Raw genomic sequence first — 19269 nt, 5'->3', positions numbered from 1 at the left:
ATGTATATACTTTTCCCCGCTATTTGCGAGCTCATAACCAGTGAGAGTTACACCTACCCATTGATTACAGTTTCACTTTACTATCATACTAAATTTTCAGCATATTCTCATTAAAAATAAAAAATCCCTTTCATTCTTTTTACAAATGAAAGGGATTTTATGTCATATCACTCATTTTGCTGTTCCTACTCCATTTAAAACATACTTCGCAATAACTGCATATACAGCGACTGTACCTGCTACTAATGCATATACCATACTTACACACCAACCTTTTTGATAATGATTATCAATTTTAAATATATTTTATCATTAAAGAGAATCATTATCAACACTTTTCATAAAGAAAGCTCCTTATAAGAAGGAGCTTTACTGCTTGTTTTGAAAAAGGTTAAAACTTGTTGTGCACTCTTATTATATCTCATCCTACATAACTTAACAGTTTAAAAAAATGGAAATATCCCCTATCCCCTCCATCTTACATTTTGTATAATAAAAGGGAATTACTTAACAAGGAGGAAAAAAATGACACAAAATATTTCACAAGGCGAGAGGATCCACTCCATCGATATTATTAGGGGAATAGCTGTACTAGGTATTTTTCTTGTGAACTGGCCTGTTATCGCTGGGATTGACTCACGTGATATTTCAGGAGTTTATGAAGGGCTAGATAGCTATATCCGTCTATTTTACGATATGTTTATTCAAACAAAGTTTTATACTATCTTTTCGTTTTTATTTGGCCTAGGCTTTTACATTTTTATGACTCGTGCTGAAGCAAAAACAGATCATCCGAAAATTTTATTTGTTCGCCGCTTACTTATTTTATTATTATTTGGTTTCTTACATTACGTTCTTTTATGGGACGGAGACATTTTACATACTTATGCGATTGCTGGATTTTTCTTATTTTTATTTTATAAGAGAGAACCTCGTACTATTTTAATATGGGCTATCGTTTTATTGAGTATTTTTCAATTCATTATGCTAATGGCTGGTATTACAGTTGCATTGGTACCAAAGGAAGAGCTAGGTTTTTCCTTACCTATCATGCCATTAGAAGATTGGCTGTCACAAATACAAAATCGTTTCCATGCATTTTACGCTGATGGAATTGGATTAAATTTACTTATGCTTCCAGAAACAGTTGGGCTGTTTTTACTTGGTTTATACGCCGGGAAAAAGGATATTTTCCGCCGCGCGAAAGAGTTAGATTCAAAGCTTAAAAAATGGCAAATTATTATGTTCCTTTTTACATTACCAATGTGGTTCTTCATGGTCCGTTACTTCTTATCAAAACCATTTTATGAACCAATTTATATGCAGGTCTTTACAATGTTTAGCGGAAAAACGTTATTCATATTCTACATTTTCACACTAATGCGTTTATTACAAAAAGAAAAATGGCAAACGTTATTACGTCCGTTCCAACACGTTGGACGAATGGCATTAACAAATTACATCTCGCATACAATTGTTACATTACTTGTATTTGGTCTATTCCTTAAAAATTATTATCCTGCTCCATTATGGGTTGGACCAATATTCTGCATTAGTTTCTACACGTTACAAATCTTTATTAGCCGCTGGTGGCTTTCACATTACCAATACGGGCCACTTGAGTACATTTGGCGTCTTGGTACGTACGGGAAAATGATGCCACTTAAAAAGAAAAGCAAGGTCTCATAACGAGACCTTGCTTTTTCACGCTTCTCTTACTGCACTTTGCATAGATACTGGCTCTTCTTCTACTTTCACTTTGCGCTGCGGCACCATATTAAATACGATATTTAAAAGTACTGCTGACGCACTTCCAAGTACAATTCCGTTATCTGTTAAAATACGAATGCTTTCTGGAAGTTGTGAAAATAATGTAGGAACGACTGTTACGCCAAGCCCAATTCCGACAGAACATGCAACGATTAATAAATTTTCTTGTTTACCAAAATCAACGCTACTTAACATTTTAATACCATATGCCATTACCATACCGAACATTGCTAACATCGCACCGCCCAGTACTGATTTCGGAATGATTGTTGTAATAGCTGCGATTTTTGGAATGAATCCAAGAACGATTAACATACCACCACAAGTATAAATAATAACGCGATTTCTTACTCCAGTTAATTGAACAAGCCCTACGTTTTGAGAATATGTTGTATATGGGAACGCGTTGAAAATACCACCTAACACCATCGCTAATCCTTCTGCTCGATAGCCTTTTGTTAATTCTTTTTCACCAATCTTTTTATTGCAAATATCAGATAATGCAAAGTATACACCTGTTGCTTCTACAATCCCTACGCAAGCAACTAAAATCATCGTAATAATTGGCGTCAATTCAAATGTTGGTGTACCGAAGTAAAATGGCTGAATACCATGGAACCAATCTGCTTCTCCAACTGCTTGCAAGCTTACTTTCCCCATAAATGCTGCAACGATTGTACCGAACAATAAACCTAGCAAAATAGAGATTGAACGAATAAATCCGTCGAAGAAACGATACATAATGATGATAAATAGTAACACACCAAATGCTAATGCTAAATTTTCAAGACTACCGAAATCTTTACTTCCTACTCCTCCAGCCATATCATTAATAGCAGCTGGAACAAGTGTAACTCCAATTACAGTAACGACAGATCCTGTGACAACAGGGGGAAACAGTTTTACAAGCTTTCCAAATAATTTTGCAAAAATAACAACGAATAACCCGGCAGCAATAATTGCTCCATAAATAGAAGACACACCGTATTGTTTCCCGATTGCAATCATCGGTCCAACCGCTGTAAATGTACAACCAAGTACAACGGGAAGTCCTATACCGAAAAAGCGATTTGATAATGCTTGTAAAATTGTCGCAACGCCGCACATTAATAAATCAATTGAGACTAAATATGTTAACTCTTTTTGATTCAAACCAAGTCCACCGCCCACAATAAGCGGAACGATAATTGCTCCAGCATACATTGCAAGCATATGCTGCATACCAAGCGATGCAATTTTAAATGGATGCTGCTTCATCGTTTATTTCACCTCCGCAGTTTCTTGCTGTACAAATGTAACTGTGCCGTTATCAAGTGATGCAATTTCTGCTAGTGATTCAACACGAACGCCTTGTTCACGAAGCTTCTTTCCTCCATCTTGAAATGCTTTTTCAATAACAATTCCAATTCCTGCAATACTCGCTCCGGCTTGCTCTACTAAACTCATTAAACCTAAAGCAGCCTGACCGTTTGCTAAAAAGTCATCGATGATTAATACACGATCATTTTCATCGATATGATTTCGAGATAATGAAATTTCATTTGTTTCTTGTTTTGTAAATGAATATACGTTTGCAACGTACATATTATCTTGTAACGTTAACGATTTACGTTTTCGTGCAAAAATTACTTTTACACCAAGCTCTAATGCAGCCATAACCGATGGTGCAATGCCTGAAGATTCAATCGTCACGATTTTTGTAATGTTCTCTTCTTTAAAACGTTTAGCAAATTCTTTTCCGATTTCTTGCATAAGTACTGGATCAATTTGATGATTTAAAAAAGCATCTACCTTTAATACGTCACCAGATAAAACCTTTCCTTCGTTCAAAATCTTTTCTTGTAATACTTTCATGTTTGTTCCCCCTCTTATGCAATAAAAAAACTCCAAAAGCCGCCACCACTCGTTACAAGTGAGAGACGCGCTTTTGGAGTTTCGCAAAAAAAGAATGCTAAACAAGCAATTATATTCGTCCTCACTCATAGTCAAAGTATTTACGGTACTTCGGTAGAAACTTGCAGGCCATATCCCCGCGATTATATGAGTGTAGCTAACTATTTATTTTATAGAAGGATTATAACGTACTTTTTATGCTTTGAAAAGCATTTATCAAAAAAACACGTACAAATTTTTAAAAACCACTATCTTTGTTCGAGTTTTGCAAACTCTTTCATTCCCAATTACAACTTCGTTAAAATGATTGGCCCATCTTTTGTAATCGCAATTGTATGCTCATATTGAGCTGATAATTTCCCGTCCATCGTTCGTACAGTCCACCCATTTAAATCTACTTTAGAATATCGCATACCTATATTTACAATCGGTTCAATTGTAATTACCATTCCTTCTTGTAACTGAGGTCCTTGTCCTTGTTTCCCAAAATGAAAAATTGCTGGTTCTTCATGAATCTCTTTACCAATCCCATGTCCCGTAAAGTCTCTTGCGACAGAAAAACCTTCATTTGTTACATAACTTTCAATTGCATAGCCAATGTCTCCTACATGATTACCAATTACCGCCTGATCAATCCCTTTATACAAAGCATTCTCAGCTACTAACAACAACTTTTCTGCTTCATCAGAAACTTTTCCAACTCTATACGTCCAAGCAGAATCTGAAAGCCCCCCATTTAAGTTTACTACCGTGTCAATTGTTACAATATTACCCTCAGTTAAAGGAACATCGGCCGGAAACGCATGACACATTTCATCGTTTACAGATGCACATATCGCATATGGATACCCGTTGTAACCTTTCTGTTCAGATGTGGCACCATGCTTTTTTAAATACATTTCAACAAACGTATCAATCTCTTGTGTCGTTATACCTGGCTTTATCATTTTCGCAATTTCTTTATGACATGAAGCAAGTAATTTTCCAGATTCATGCATCAAATCTATTTCATTTTTCGTTTTAATTGTAATCATACTACCTCTACCTTTCCTTGCTAAACCTACTATTTGCTACTAAACTTCTATCATACACACCCTCTACCAAAATTTCAAAAGCCTCAATTACAACAAGTAAACAATATGTATCATATATTTCTAAATCAGAATAAAAAAACAGAAGATCCTCTGTTTTTTAATCACGTTTACATATATAGTTCATTTTCAAGAACTCAAAACAACCACCATTTGTTTTCTGTATAAACGTTCCAACCGCTTCAAATCCCGCCCTTTTATACACTTTTATCGCTCTCTCATTAAATGTCGCTACTGATAGTGTTATATATTTGCATCCGTATTTTTCTTTGCTAAAAGCTAGTCCAGCATTCACGAACTGTAAACCAAATCCATTACCAGTCATATTAGGTCTCATTCCAAGTCCTATATCAACCGTTCCATTATTTATTTTACAAACCGTAAAGAACCCAATGAGAGTACCATTTTCTTTCACAGAAAACACATGATTCCCTCTACTCTCACCCTCTAAAAACTCAGCTAAATCTTCTTCATCTGCCTCTATATCGTAAAAGGAATATTCCCCTTTATAATGCCAGTTATACGCGATTTCCTCCGCTTCTTCTTGCTTCATTACTGTATATGTATACCCCATTCTCTCATCCCCTTTAATAAAAAGAGCTGCAATTAAGCAGCTCTTTTTTTACAACTCATAAATCTCTTTATATTTCGTTTCTAAATAATCTGCTAAGTAATTTGCATTTAGCCCTTCGCCTGTTACATCTTCTAAAATTTCAAGTGGCTTTTTCGTTTTACCATATTGGTGAATATGTTCTGTTAACCATTCACGAATTGGTGTTACGTTTCCTTCTTCTAACAATGCATCAAAGTTCGGAATGTCTTTTAACATTCTTTGCTTAAATTGCGCTGCATACATGTAACCAAGCGCATAAGATGGGAAGTATCCAAATGAGCCACCAGCCCAGTGAACATCTTGCAATACACCTTGCGCATCATTTTCCGGACGAATTCCTAAATATGCTTCCATCTTATCATTCCAAGCTGCTGGTAAGTCCTTCACTTGTAATGTACCATCAAATAATTCTTTCTCTAATTCATAACGCACCATAACATGAAGCGGGTATGTAAGCTCATCTGCTTCTATACGAATGAATGACGGCTTTGATTCGTTAATTGCATCATAAAATTCATCGACTGACATATCATCAAATTGACCATTGCTATACTCTTTTAATAAATCATAATTTTTCTTCCAGAATGATTTATTACGGCCGATAAAGTTCTCAAAGAATAACGATTGTGACTCATGAATACCCATAGATGTTCCACTACATAACGGTGTACCTTCAAATTTCTCTGCAATATTTTGTTCATATACAGCATGACCACATTCATGAATTGTTCCAAACACAGCCATGCGGAAATCCTTTTCGTCATAGCGTGTCGTAATACGAACATCCCCTCTATTTAATGTAATCTCGAATGGATGTACTGTTTCATCAAGACGACCTGCTTCAAAGTCATAATTCAATTGCTTTAATAGTTCTAATGTAAAGTTCTTTTGTTTTTCTTTTGAAAATTTTTCCGATAAAGCACTTGTTTTTAATCCTTTTTTAGACTCAGAGATTTCTTTTACAAGCGGCACGATGCGCTCACGAAGTTGACCAAATACGTGATCTAAAACTTCTACTGTAATACCTGGCTCATACATGTCTAATAATGTATTGTATTTATATGTTTCGTAACCCCAATATGTAATAAATTTCTTTTTAAATTCAACAATTTTTTCTAAGTACGGGCGGAACATTTCGAAATCAGATTTTTCGCGAGCTTCTTCCCACACACTCTCTGCTTTCGCTTCTAATTTCACATACGCTTCGTATTCCGCTTGTGGAATTTTCTTATTTCTATCATATTCTTTACGACACTCTTCAACCATTTTCTTCGTCGTTTCAGAAAGTTTATCTTCACGTATTAAAGCTTCAAGCTCTGTTAAATAGTTCCCCATCTCATCTGAAGTCGACATGGCAAATACTTCTGATGAAAGCATGCCAATTACTTCTGAACGCTGGTCTACACCTTTTTTAGGCGCCCCTGTTCTCAAGTCCCAAAACATTAAGCTTAATGCTTCTCCGTAATTTTGTATCTTCTTCACGTATGTTAAAAATTGTTTTTCTACTTCATATGTAGCTACTGTCATTGTATAAAAACCTCCTTTTTCTACCTCAAACTTAATTCGACATGAAAATCTAATTTCCTTTTATAATAGAAAAAAAGCTTGGCAAGCGCCAAGCTTTCTCCTTATAATTCTTTACCTTCTACTGGTAGTACGTTTTTCACCGCTTCTATCACTTTCTCATCTTCTGTATCAGATAAGAAGATTGATATAGCACCTTTATCGTCGCTCGTACGAATTAAACGGCCAATCCCTTGACGAAGACGTAAAATCATATACGGTACATCTACATCCCAGAATGGATCATTTACGTGCTTACGTTTCGCTTCAAACACAGGATCGTTTGGAGGGAATGGTAATGACCAAATGATAACATGTGATAATGATGAACCAGGAATATCTAAACCTTCCCATAAATGAACGGCACAAAGTACAGTCTCTTCTTCATTTTGGAAACGAGAAACGAGCTGACTAATTTCTTGATCCCCTTCATATAAGAACGGAACTGACATTTGTTCTTTACTTACATATTCTTTAAACGCTGCAAGTTCTTGCGTTGTACGGAATAATACAAGTGTACGTCCGTTTGTTTTCTGTATATTTTCAAGTGTATATTGACACTTTCTTTCCCACTCATTTTCTTTCGTATGCGATAGTAAGTTTACTGCCATTTGCTCTTCATAATCAAATGGTGAGGCAACTGAGAATGATAAGTAATCTTTTACCCCTAGGCTATTTGCTGTAAATGCGAATGAATCGTTATTAGATAATGTAGCAGATGAGAAGATATACGGGATTTTCTTCGAGAATACTTTCTCTTGTAATACTTCTTCAACTGCACGTGGCATAATTACTAACGTGAAGGCTCCATCACCTTCTTCACCCCATGTAATTACATTTTTCTCATGCATGAATAGACGAAGTGAATGTTCTAATACATCTAAATGTTCATCAACGATATTTAAATCATACGTATTTACTGTATGCATTTCACTTTCAAATACTAACGCATCACCGACTTCACCAATTTTCGCATAAAGTCGTTTTGCTTCAGCTGTTACTTTTTCTGTCACAGTAATTTCTAAACGATCAGAACCGGCAATTTCTTTTTTGTTTTCTTGTAACACATCAAAGAATCGCTCTGTTTGCCAAATTGTTTCTTCTACTAAATGTGCAAACTCTTCACGAATATCGTTTTGTAATAATCTCGTTAAAAGTTGTTCCATCATCGTTTGCTTTAAACGATATGTTAAAGCTTTTTGAGCTGCATATTCTACAAGATGTCCTTCATCGAATACAACACAACTACTTTCTGGTAATAATGGAATTTGTCCTTCACGCTTTCGAGCATCGTACGTCCAAATATGATCCATATAAAAATCTTGAGAACAAATAATTAAATCTGCTGCTTTACGATAATGTTCACGTGAAAGAGTTTGACCGCAACGATGACGAGAATCACAAGTGAAGCAATCTTGGAAGTAATCCCAATTTACTTTTGACCATTCTTCGTCATTTAATAGTGGAAATTCTTTTCGGTCACCATAGTGAGTAAAGTTTTGCATCGTACCATGATCAAATACGAATTGTGGTAATTCATAATATACGTCTTCAATTACTTCTGGAGCTCGTCCACTCATAACATCTTCAAGCTTACGTAAACATAAATAATTATCCATTGATTTCGCAAGTCTTACATCTACAGATAAGCCTAACGCTTCAGATAATTTCGCAATGTCTCCTTCTTCTTTCACAAGCTGCTCAATTAACGTTTCATCTGCACAAGCAATTATAGCTGGTTTTCCAGTATAACGCGCGTAGCAAATTGCATATAGAAGATATACAATAGTTTTCCCTGTTCCTACACCCGCTTCTGCGAACATAACTTTCTTTTCTTGGAAAGCACGCTCTAATTGAAACGCCATAAAAATTTGTTCATCACGCTCTTCAAAACCTTTTTCCGGAAGGATGTCGTAAAACACATCTCCAATCCACTCATTCAACTTATCATAAAAATTGTCTTGTTTTCCTACTTCAAATGGTAATCTCTTCTCAGTAAACATCCTTAGCCTCCAACCAAAAAGTTTTTCTATAAAAAGATATAGTAACCGCTACTCATATGTGTGCAGCTACTTTCCCCTGTTGCCATACATATAAATACACGAAAAAAAATTTTCCTTTCGAAAAAGGAAAATTTTCTTCTATATTAATGACTTTAAATACCTTTTATCAATCGCTGTTTCATGTGAAAGAGCTGACAAATATTCTTCTTGTGCTTTTTGTATTTCATCTACAATCGCATCTTGACTATCCACTTCTTTTCCGAGCTCATCATACGTACGGTGAATAGCTTTTTGAATCATTGATAATTGGAAATTATCCATATCACTTCCTCCTTTACGCATTACATAATAGCCAGTATATGCGCGCTGGAGGAGTTTTATACTATGAATTACGCGGTGGACGTTTTCCGAAGTACTGATAGTAATCTGTACGGATAAATCCGTTAAACAGTTTACGTTTCTTCGATGCATCTTTTCCATAGCACTTCTCAAATGCTTCGTAACTTGTTAATACATACGCTGACCATGTATCTAATGGGCGGAATACTTGTCCCATTTCTTTGTACAATTGTTCAACAAGTGCTTTTTCACTTAAACGTTCTCCGTATGGAGGATTCGTTACAACATAGCCATAATCCTCTTTTGTTGTGAAATCTTTTACTTGCATTTGTTTAAATGTAATTAAATCGCCTAAGCCTACTTCTTCTGCATTATCTTGAGCAACTCGAATCATACGATGATCAATATCTGATCCAATGATTTGTAATCGTTGATCATAGTTCGCTAAATCTTCAGCTTCTTGACGAGCTTCACGCCAGTTTTGTTTACCTACCCAGCCCCACTCGTCAGATGCGAAACCACGGTTAAATCCTGGTGCGATGTTTTGTCCAATTAATGCTGCTTCAATCGGAATTGTACCTGATCCACAGAATGGATCAACAAATGGACGATCTGGCTTCCAGTTTGTTAATTTAATTAAAGACGCAGCTAATGTTTCTTTTAACGGAGCTTCCCCTTGATCCATACGGTATCCACGTTTATGAAGTCCAACACCGCTCGCATCAATTGTTAATGTTGCAATATCCTTGAGCATTGCAATCTCAATACGGAATAATGGACCATCTTCTTCAAACCAAGTTGTACGTTTATATGTTGTTTTTAATTTTTCAACGACAGCTTTTTTAACGATACGTTGGCAATCCGAAACACTGAATAATTCAGATTTTAAAGATTTACCAATAACAGGGAATTCACCATTCTCTGGAATATAATCTCCCCAGTTTAATGCTTTCGTTTTTTCAAATAGCTCATCAAATGTTGTTGCTTTAAATTCGCCAACTTTAATTTTTACACGGTCCGCAGTACGTAACCATAAATTCGTACGACAAATCGCCTTTTCATCTGCTTCAAATGTTACTTTGCTGTTTTCTACTTGACATTCATAACCAAGATCGCGAACTTCTCGGGCAACTAACGCTTCAATACCCATTGCCGCTGTTGCAATTAAAGTAACTTTTCCCATTTGCATTCACCTCTTATGTATATTCAAACAATAATTAATAGCAATTGGTCCTATTAATCATTACATTTTACGAAAAATTTTCTCATTAACCATTTTAACTCATACTTTATAACTTCATACAAATAAAAAGCCCTCCTCTAACAAAGGAGAGCTGAGTTATTTCATAGTTGGTTCATAACGTTCTGTAAGCCATGTTCTGTTCCTTTGTACTACAAACGGCCCACGCCTCGTACTCCGGTGGCAATCATCTATCTACAGGTTATAAAACCTGTCCTTTCCCGTCGTTCATTTCCTTGGAAAAGATTCCCCTACCATTATTTGGGTTTCTCGCTCGTGGGGTTTACCTCGTTCCACTCCTATCATTTCTTCAAGGACTTCGTCACTGTGGCACTTTAAAGGTAGTCAAACCATATCCGAAAGGACTTAGGTTTTTTCCCTGCCGTTAAACCAGCCTTACAGCCAGAATACCCTAGCTTATGAATTGGCTAGGCACGAACACTACAGCCATCTCAGGCCGTGCGAGCATGGACTTTCCTCTACAACGTTGGCGTTGCAGCGATTACCCAAACGTTATGACATCCATTAGTATAGTGGAAACAAAAAGATTTTGCAACGTTTTTTTCTATGTAAAATGCTTAAACCTTTTCCCACCTTACATCATTCGTATAACTTACTTCCAAATACAGCTTTTTCTAAGTTAGATAAGCGTTTTAAAATATCCGTATTCGTGTTGTTATAAACTGGTTGTGCAACTGGTGTTTGTACAGGTTGTTGTGGAACTTGCGTTACTGCTAGTTTTTGTTCCTCTAATTCACGCTTTAAACGAGCATTTTGTTGCTTTAATTGCTCAAACTCTTTGTGGAAAGCTTCATAGTCTTTAATGATCATATCAAGAAACTTGTCTACTTCTTCTTGCTGATAACCTCTCATACCTGTTTTAAATTCTTTTTCTAAAATATCTTTCGCTGTTAATTTAATTTTATCCGAAATCATTTTCTTCACCTCAAATTTTTACCAAAACTTTCATTAACTAAATTTTTTCAGAAACAATGCTTTTTGTCAATCATATATACGAGTACTATATTACATATTTACTCTGCATTATTCCACTGTTCCTCTTCTATTATATCTTGTAAATCAGAAAAAAGAATGAAATAACTGTGATAATTTTCTATTTCTCCTTTTTTCTTTGCTGCTTCTACAATATATTTGGGACTTCCTGGTTTTTCTTCATCGTATACCGCTAAAAGCGCATCACTTTTTTCAATAAAAAATTGATTTTTTAATTTAAATTGCTCTGGACTTTCATACTTCCGTTTCGTGATACTATCAACATGGTCTGCTTGAGAAAGGATAAATTCGTAATATTCACGATTATCTTCTTTCCAATTTTCTTCTTGTTCTAAAAACGGAGTGAATACCGCTAATTTTAAATCTGGATATTCTACTTGAATTTCAAAAACAACTTCAGCAGCCCATAATTCTACACCTAATTGGCCACTTATTATAACCCACTCTAAACCATCTTCTACAAAATTGGTTAATTTACGGTGTAACGCTTTCTTTATACACTCCACCCCTGGATGATCATTTTTAAATATTCCAAGTTCAAATGGCTTATATCCTGTTACTGCAATAACTTTCATATCAACACTCCAATTACAAAAAAAGAACTAGCATTTCGCTAGTTCTAACATATCATTTACTTTTTAAATATTCCACCAACGTTTGGTCCGATATTTGGACCTACTGGTGATACATTGTTTGGTAAAAACGGTGATACATTTGGTCCTGGTCCAAACGGTGATACATTCGGTCCTGGCCCAAATGGAGATATTTGATGACCGTGGTGGTGATGATGATGACCATGGCCACACGGTCCACATCCGCCGCCGAATCCTGGGTCGATTGGGTCCACAACATTTACATTTGAATTTGTTTGTGGGAAGAAGTTTTGGTTTTTAATTTGTTGATGATGTACATGTGTTGTATGTGTTGGGAAAATGTGTGGCACCACCGTTGTTGAAAAAGAGTGTGTTACGCATTGTTTCGTCGGATGAATGACAGGAGCAGTCGTACAAATAGGTCCTGTAGGCTTATGCCCTCCAAAGCAAGGATGACAATGATGCATAGTTTTTCTCTCCTCTCTCGTTAAAAAAATCTGATTACACTTTACAGTATGAGAAAAGAGAGAAAGCCGTTTGTTATATATACCCATTTATTACAAGGAAATTTGTCTAGTCCTTTATTTCATTTACATTATTTTTATAGACAATCCTTCAACATCACTTACCAAAAAAGCCTCCAACTTGCTTTACAATACCTGTCACTTGATTCATCGCATTCATCATTTGTCCAGCTGTATTCATCATTTTATTTACATCATAGTTCCCATCTGATGTTTTAAATTGAGAAACAAAACTAGAAAACTGACTTGGCTGTTGTTGCTTTTGCTTACCCTGCGTCGGGTACGGTTGTTTTGGTGGATAAAACATCGCTTGTTGATTAGCATACGGCGATGGTGGTGGCATATAATATTGCGAATTCATATAAGGCTGCTGCTGTTGTGGTTGTTGAACTTGACTCACATAAGGTTGCTGCTGTTGTGGTTGTTGAGCTTGATTCACATAAGGTTGCTGCTGTTGTGGTTGTTGAGCTTGATTCACATAAGGTTGCTGCTGTTGTGGTTGTTGAGCTTGATTCATAAAGGACACTTCAAACGGTTGATAATAATTTTGATTTCCATAATAAGGCTCGAAAGGATACATATTATACCGTAAATATGTATCCGTATTATATTGGTACATATTTTGCTGTGCATATGGATTCGTTTGCTGATATACGTTAGGTTGTTGAAACATGCATTCTCTCCTCCTTCACATAAGTTTCTACATATATAATATGTACCTATAAAATAATATGTGTGATGGAATATATGTCTATTTTTGTCGGAAGTTTAAATTTTTAAAAAATTAAAAAAGAAAACCCTTCCATGCTATGATAATTAAGAAGAAGATTCTCATGGGGGAGGAATCAACATGGTATTAGGGGATTTAAAACAAGCGTTTTCTCAAAAAAAGGGGTATTGCACAGAGAATGCAAATGAATTATTAGACTTTGCGAGACATTGGTATCTCGAAGGAAAAATATGCATATCAGATTATCGAACATTAATAAAAGAATTAGAAATAAACGGCGCAACAAAACCTACAACAATGACAGAAGCATAAAAATAACAAGAGGGCTCTCCCTCTTGTTATTTACATTGCTCAACTATATTTTGCAAAGTATACGAAATGGCTTGGTGTGTTTCAAAGAATCGTTTACCTTTACCTTTATTTACAAAGCATTGCAACACATTCGTTTGTAAATTATCGTATACTTGATCAATTTGCTGTACATGTATATACTTTGGCTTTTCTTCTTTAATCCACTTATAAGCTAGTTCTTTCCACTTCTTTAATTCCTCATCTACTATATCTACAAACGGTTTCATATCCTTATAAAAGTCGTATTCAGTTAGTTCTCTTTTTTTTACATTCGCTTCATTATTATACTGCATGAGTTTTTCTGAAGACTGTATTAATGCTTCATTCTTCATTTCTTTCCCACCTTATTATGCACTCACTACGACGTTTTGAAATGTCTTCACCCAATTCCCTTTTTCTTCGTGATGCACTAATTTATTTTCCATATGTTCAATATGCATTTCTGTTATTTCTATCTTATTACATATTTTTTCACTCGCATCCTTTAACGCATGATTCATTCTAATCCCTATATTCATTTCCAGCAAATCGAGAGAACTTAACATTTGATCCATTTTTTTCATTACATCTTCTTTCTGAACCATCGCCATATACAAAACGCCTCCTTCTTTGCTTTTCCTTTGTCATGTAATTTCGCCGAATGATTCACCACTCCTGCCCACATGACAAAACTAGTTGTTATTCGTCAAAGAAATCATTTCGTATGTCATTTATAGAAATGGTAACAATACAAAAAGGAGGTGTATTACAATGGCAAAGAACAAAAATGAAAAAAAGAAAAACCAAAACAAACAACAAAATAAACCCGAGACTGGCAATCCAAAGCTAGATGGTCCAAACTTCCCTGCTACATAAAGCGAGACTTTATTACGAACATTTAAATTTCAAATCATCCTTAATCTCCTACTAGCATTACGTTTTGAAATTAAAGTTGTAGCACGCATAGCAGGATTTTTTCAAATTAAGAAGTCCCGTCTTCAAAATGGAAGACGGGACTTCTTTTTTATTATATCATGAACTCATCGATTCTTTTAGCAAAACGGTTTACGATAGATAGCCTATAGATTTGTTCTCTCTTTCTTCTATACCATTCTGTTATATTAACTTCCCCTTTAGGTTCTTCAAGTACAAATAGCACATTCATTTTCATATTTGCACAAAACCAATCTCTCATTTTTATTTCTTCATGTAAAATAACAGGATAAATATCTCTAAGTGTTGGCGTATAAGACTTTCGAGTTTCCTTTGCGTAAACTTCATAATCTTCTCTAGACCCAGTATGTGTAGTTTGCAGTGCAAACTTATAAAACGAACCATTATAAATTGGATGAAACAATAACCATGCTAATTTTTTTCCTAGTTCTATACGCTTTTGTAACGTTTCAAATTGATAAACCGAAAACCCATACATTCTCCCTTCAATTGTTGGGAAGATAACTGCACTAATATGAAGTCTTTCTTGTACTTTAAAAAGCGCAGTATGGAATACATGTTTTTTAAAATATGTGTTCTCAATGACTGGTTTTTGAATTTTATTTTGTTCATTTATAATAAGCGCTGTCATAAGTCTATTCATATCTCTTCTTTCCCAGAAAAGTAACCATTCTTTTTCCATAAAAATTGATACATTGAAGTATTGCAACAAATGAAAGAGAGGTGCATGTCTCTTCTTACTTTCCTCATACAATAATAGCTGAGGAAATGCATCTAAAAAAATAATCCAATTAGCCTGTTCGTACAGAAGAAATAAATGTTTTTTTACCGTTCTAGGTAAAACAGTAGCATAATATCTCCCTTCTAAATCAGTCATATTCCAGCCCGCATTTCTCGAAACCATACTCGCTAAAAAGGCCCACCTGATTTCACTATTTCTTAAATAATATTCTTGATAAGATTGTGTCCGAGAAATATTGTCCACATTAGCTATTTCTGTTTTCTTTTTAATATTGTGAATGATTGCTTTTTCTTCCTCTGTACAAAAATTTTTTTCTCGATTTTGTTTAATTTTTATATAATCATTCCATGTAAACATAAATAAGTCATCATACCTTTCATCAAAAAGGTCACATCTTTTTTCATTTTTTGATATAATCACCTTTGTAAGTAATTCTTAGCAAGTTGGGGGTGGACACACTATGACCATTCGTTACCCAAATGGAAAAAGGTATAATCAAGCTTCACAACCTCAAAAAACACCTATAAAAACACATACTTATAGTAATAGAGGTATGTCCCTTGAAGAGGAATTGAATGAAACAAATCAATATTACTTAACCCATAATATTGCATGTGTACATAAAAAGCCTACACCTCTTCAAATTGTAAAAGTAGATTACCCCGCTCGAAGTGCTGCAGTGGTAAAAGAAGCGTATTTTAAACAACCTTCTACAACAGATTACAACGGTGTATACAAAGGGAAATACATCGATTTTGAAGCAAAGGAAACCAAAAATAAAACTAGTTTCCCACTTCAAAACTTCCACCTTCATCAAATTGAACATATGAAGCAAGTGGTTGCTCATAATGGAATTGCATTTGTTATTATTAAATTTACACTTTTTGATGAATTTTATTTACTAGATGCAAAACATATTATTGCATTTTGGAATCGTCAAAATACTGGTGGACGCAAGTCGATTACGAAAGAAGAAATAGAAGAGCATGGATCCTTATTATCATGCGGTTATCACCCTCGGATTGACTATATCCGTGTACTAGACATGGTTTATTTTTCGTGATAGAGTCATCACTAAGGCTCTTTTTTCGACTTTTGGGGGAGAGAATGAAAGGTAGGAGAAAGTATAATGTCAGATAATTATCGTTCTCGTACAGAACGAAATCATGTGAAAAATCAAGAGAAAAAAACACATAAAGAAGAAAAACCAAAGAAAAAAGGCTCCTTTTTCAAGAAATTCCTTATAGGTTGTCTACTTCTTGGTATCGTTGGTCTTGTAGCCGGCGTTTCCGCTTTCTTTGTTATGGTAAAGGACGCTCCAAAATTAGACAAATCCAAACTTGTTAATCCTTTATCAACAAAGTTTCTCGATAAAAACGGAAATTTCTTCTATGAATACGGTGCTGAAAAACGAACACATGTTACTTATGATCAAATTCCAAAAGTAGTTGAAAATGCATTTCTTGCAACTGAGGATTCGCGTTTCTATGATCATAATGGAATTGATTTTAAACGAACTACAAAAGCAGTTATGGAAAATGTCACTGGTGGTTTCGGTTCCCAAGGTGGTAGTACGATTACACAGCAAGTCGTTAAAAACTACTTTCTAACGATGGACAAAACTGCTAAAAGAAAAGTGCAAGAATGGTACTTATCTTACAAATTAGAGCAACAATACTCTAAACATGAGATTTTAGAAATGTACTTAAATAAGATTAATTTAGGTAACCGTTCATACGGTATTGCGACAGCAGCGCAAAAATATTATGGTAAAGATTTAAAAGACTTGCAATTACATGAAGCTGCTATGCTCGCTGGTTTACCCCAAGGTCCAAACATTTATGATCCAACAAAAAAGGAAAATGTTGAACGAGCAACAAATCGTCGTAATGTCGTATTATCATTAATGAATCGACATGGTTATATAACAAAAGAAGAAATGAATAACGCCGTTAAGATTCCAGTAACTGAGGGCCTTCAACCGTCTTCAGAAGTAACTGAGATGAAGTATCAAGCATTTTTAGATGCGGTTGTAAAAGAAGTTGAAAAAGAATATCCTGATGTAAATATCGGTTCAGATGGTTTAACGATTCATACAACACTTGATCAAGATGCTCAAGATTACGCCGACAAAATTATGGATGGCAATCTTATTAAGTATCCGGACGATCAATTCCAAGGTTCATTCGTATTTATGGATACACAGTCTGGAGAAGTTCGAGCAATTGGTGCTGGACGTAAAGAAAGTAAGTCTACTTTCAAAGGTCATAATATGGCAACTGATTTAAAACGCCAAGTTGGTTCAACAATGAAACCAATTTTCGACTACGGTCCGGCAATTGAAAATTTACAATGGTCTACATACCATCAATTAAACGACTCAGAGTATACGTATTCCAATGGTAAGAAAATACAAAATGCAACAAAGAGTTACAAAGGTGACGTTTCACTACGTGAAGCTTTGAAAAAGTCATTAAACATTCCAGCTTTAAAGACAGCACAAACAGTTGGTCTTAATAAGTCAAAAGAATTTGCTGAAGGTTTAGGCATGACCTTTAAAGAAGGAAAAGTCTACGAATCAACAGCAATCGGTAGTAACGATAGTTCTCCATTAGAAGTAGCAGGTGCATATGCAACCTTTGGTAATAGTGGTAACTATAATAAACCACACTTCGTAAAAGAAGTAACCTTCCCGGACGGGAAAAAGAAAAGCTTTAAACCGAAAGAACATCGCGCAATGCAAGACTATACAGCTTATATGGTTACTGACGTTCTTCGTGACGTAGTAAAACCTGGTTCTGGTGGTACAGGTCCAACAGCATACGTTTCAGGTGTTGACGTAGCAGGTAAAACAGGAACACAAAACTTTGATGAATCAGTTCTTCAAAAATATGACATCCCAGCTGATGCAAACAGAGATAGCTGGTTTGCTGGATATACGCCACAATACACAATGGCTGTTTGGACCGGTTACGAAAAAGATGGTCCAAAAAATTATGTTAGCGATCGCTCCACTAGAATTGCACAGCAAATGTTCCAAGTAATGATGAGCAAATTCGCTACAGATAAATCACGCTTTGAACGTCCTTCTTCTGTACAAGAAATAAACGGAGAGTTATACGTAAAAGGTGCGAAAAAAGATGCAATTAAACAAATTAAAGTAGATGCCCCTAGTGGTCTGAATGTCACTTTTGATGGCGCTAGCACAGTTACACTAAACTGGTCTGGACCAGCAGAAGTTGATGCATATGCAGCCAGCTATAAAGCAACTGACGGTTCAAGTGGTAGCCTATCAATAAGTGGTACGACAGCTACTCTTGGTGGTATTAAACCAGGTGTTACTTACAGCTTCTCTGTAGTAGCGAAAAAAGGTACTGGCACAAGCCCAGCAGTTGGTGCATCCTTCACTGCGCCTGGCGGAACTCCAGATGCAAAAAAAGCTGAAGAAGAGGCTAAGAAAAAGGCCGATGAAGAAGCTAAGAAAAAAGCTGATGAGGAAGCCCAGAAAAAGGCTAATGAAGATAAAGTAAAACAAGACGAAGCTAAGAAAAAGGCTGAAGAAGAGGCTAAGAAACAACAAGAACAGCAACAGCAAGAACAACAACGTAAACAGCAAGAAGAAGCTCAAAAGAAAGCTGATGAGGAAGCTAGAAGGAAAGCTGAAGAAGAAGCTAAGAAAAAAGCTGAAGAAGAAGCTAAGAAGAAAGCTGAAGAAGAGGCCAAGAAAAAAGCTGAAGAAGAGGCTAAGAAACAACAAGAACAGCAACACCAAAATCCCGGAGGAGATACACCTCACGCAGACGGTGCTGTTGTTACAACAGAGTCCTAATATACAAAAAAAGAAGTCCGTTTCTCTTAACGAGAAGCGGA

20 protein-coding genes, 1 other RNA gene and 1 riboswitch are annotated in these 19269 nt (G+C 35.5%); of the genes, 5 read left to right on the top strand and 16 right to left on the bottom strand.

The features are described 5' to 3' along the window. Positions 1-525 precede the first annotated feature (525 nt). Positions 526-1689 carry a DUF418 domain-containing protein gene (locus NST27_RS07880; RefSeq protein ID WP_000193089.1) on the top strand — a complete coding sequence of 388 codons (1164 nt, stop codon included), beginning with the start codon at positions 526-528 and terminating at the stop codon, positions 1687-1689. Positions 1690-1704: 15 nt separating this feature from the next. Here the strand turns inward: NST27_RS07880 and pbuX are convergent, their stop codons facing one another. The 13 genes from pbuX to NST27_RS07815 form a co-directional block, all read right to left on the bottom strand. After that, positions 1705-3027 (bottom strand): xanthine permease PbuX, encoded by a 1323-nt coding sequence (pbuX, locus tag NST27_RS07875; RefSeq protein WP_000809223.1) that lies wholly within the window; start codon positions 3025-3027, stop codon positions 1705-1707. Positions 3028-3030: 3 nt separating this feature from the next. After that, complete coding sequence (locus NST27_RS07870) at positions 3031-3624, bottom strand: xanthine phosphoribosyltransferase (protein ID WP_000866496.1); 594 nt, start codon at positions 3622-3624, stop codon at positions 3031-3033. Between the two features lie 108 nt (positions 3625-3732). Next, positions 3733-3834: riboswitch (purine riboswitch) on the bottom strand. Between the two features lie 116 nt (positions 3835-3950). Beyond that, complete coding sequence (locus tag NST27_RS07865; RefSeq protein WP_000628415.1) at positions 3951-4697, bottom strand: type I methionyl aminopeptidase; 747 nt, start codon at positions 4695-4697, stop codon at positions 3951-3953. Positions 4698-4854: 157 nt separating this feature from the next. Then, positions 4855-5328, bottom strand: coding sequence for a GNAT family N-acetyltransferase (locus NST27_RS07860; protein ID WP_000542517.1), 474 nt, complete (start codon positions 5326-5328; stop codon positions 4855-4857). A gap of 48 nt (positions 5329-5376) precedes the next feature. Further along, positions 5377-6894 carry a carboxypeptidase gene (gene ypwA, locus NST27_RS07855; protein ID WP_000215068.1) on the bottom strand — a complete coding sequence of 506 codons (1518 nt, stop codon included), beginning with the start codon at positions 6892-6894 and terminating at the stop codon, positions 5377-5379. Between the two features lie 101 nt (positions 6895-6995). Further along, complete coding sequence (locus NST27_RS07850; RefSeq protein WP_000493698.1) at positions 6996-8933, bottom strand: ATP-dependent DNA helicase; 1938 nt, start codon at positions 8931-8933, stop codon at positions 6996-6998. Positions 8934-9071: 138 nt separating this feature from the next. Next, entirely contained in the window at positions 9072-9254 is a 183-nt protein-coding gene (locus NST27_RS07845; protein ID WP_000368569.1) for a DUF3921 family protein, read from the bottom strand. A gap of 61 nt (positions 9255-9315) precedes the next feature. Beyond that, the gene (locus NST27_RS07840; RefSeq protein ID WP_000521224.1) at positions 9316-10455 is read right to left on the bottom strand and encodes a THUMP domain-containing class I SAM-dependent RNA methyltransferase; all 1140 of its coding nucleotides are present in this window, start codon (positions 10453-10455) and stop codon (positions 9316-9318) included. Between the two features lie 180 nt (positions 10456-10635). Beyond that, positions 10636-11026, bottom strand: an RNA gene (gene rnpB, locus NST27_RS07835) — RNase P RNA component class B. Between the two features lie 86 nt (positions 11027-11112). Next, positions 11113-11448 carry a cell division regulator GpsB gene (gene gpsB, locus NST27_RS07830; protein ID WP_000622431.1) on the bottom strand — a complete coding sequence of 112 codons (336 nt, stop codon included), beginning with the start codon at positions 11446-11448 and terminating at the stop codon, positions 11113-11115. A gap of 98 nt (positions 11449-11546) precedes the next feature. Continuing rightward, on the bottom strand, positions 11547-12101 hold the full coding sequence (locus tag NST27_RS07825) for a DUF1273 domain-containing protein (RefSeq protein WP_000862912.1): 555 nt from the start codon (positions 12099-12101) through the stop codon (positions 11547-11549). A gap of 56 nt (positions 12102-12157) precedes the next feature. Next, positions 12158-12586, bottom strand: coding sequence for a CotD family spore coat protein (locus NST27_RS07820; protein WP_000546270.1), 429 nt, complete (start codon positions 12584-12586; stop codon positions 12158-12160). Between the two features lie 154 nt (positions 12587-12740). Continuing rightward, positions 12741-13316 (bottom strand): YppG family protein, encoded by a 576-nt coding sequence (locus NST27_RS07815; protein WP_025967080.1) that lies wholly within the window; start codon positions 13314-13316, stop codon positions 12741-12743. Between the two features lie 177 nt (positions 13317-13493). Here NST27_RS07815 and NST27_RS07810 point away from each other — a divergent pair, with 177 nt between their 5' ends. Beyond that, positions 13494-13685 carry a YppF family protein gene (locus NST27_RS07810; RefSeq protein WP_000242652.1) on the top strand — a complete coding sequence of 64 codons (192 nt, stop codon included), beginning with the start codon at positions 13494-13496 and terminating at the stop codon, positions 13683-13685. A 26-nt stretch (positions 13686-13711) separates the two neighbouring features. Here the strand turns inward: NST27_RS07810 and NST27_RS07805 are convergent, their stop codons facing one another. Further along, positions 13712-14056, bottom strand: coding sequence for a YppE family protein (locus tag NST27_RS07805; protein ID WP_000786938.1), 345 nt, complete (start codon positions 14054-14056; stop codon positions 13712-13714). Between the two features lie 15 nt (positions 14057-14071). Then, positions 14072-14314, bottom strand: coding sequence for a hypothetical protein (locus NST27_RS07800; RefSeq protein ID WP_001252036.1), 243 nt, complete (start codon positions 14312-14314; stop codon positions 14072-14074). Between the two features lie 85 nt (positions 14315-14399). Between NST27_RS07800 and NST27_RS07795 the strand changes: the two genes are divergently transcribed. Then, a complete protein-coding gene (locus tag NST27_RS07795; RefSeq protein ID WP_001987054.1) occupies positions 14400-14579 on the top strand; it encodes a hypothetical protein in 180 nt (59 codons plus the stop codon). Positions 14580-14730: 151 nt separating this feature from the next. Here the strand turns inward: NST27_RS07795 and NST27_RS07790 are convergent, their stop codons facing one another. After that, on the bottom strand, positions 14731-15756 hold the full coding sequence (locus NST27_RS07790) for a DUF2515 domain-containing protein (RefSeq protein WP_000495645.1): 1026 nt from the start codon (positions 15754-15756) through the stop codon (positions 14731-14733). A 103-nt stretch (positions 15757-15859) separates the two neighbouring features. Here NST27_RS07790 and recU point away from each other — a divergent pair, with 103 nt between their 5' ends. Then, positions 15860-16462 carry a Holliday junction resolvase RecU gene (recU, locus tag NST27_RS07785; protein WP_000155598.1) on the top strand — a complete coding sequence of 201 codons (603 nt, stop codon included), beginning with the start codon at positions 15860-15862 and terminating at the stop codon, positions 16460-16462. Between the two features lie 66 nt (positions 16463-16528). Further along, positions 16529-19228, top strand: coding sequence for a PBP1A family penicillin-binding protein (locus tag NST27_RS07780; protein ID WP_001283099.1), 2700 nt, complete (start codon positions 16529-16531; stop codon positions 19226-19228). The last annotated feature ends 41 nt before the right edge of the window (positions 19229-19269 follow it).

This window comes from Bacillus sp. FSL W8-0770, assembly GCF_038008705.1.
Classification (GTDB): Bacteria; Bacillota; Bacilli; order Bacillales; family Bacillaceae_G; genus Bacillus_A; species Bacillus_A cereus.
This window is presented reverse-complemented; position numbering and strand designations above follow the sequence as displayed.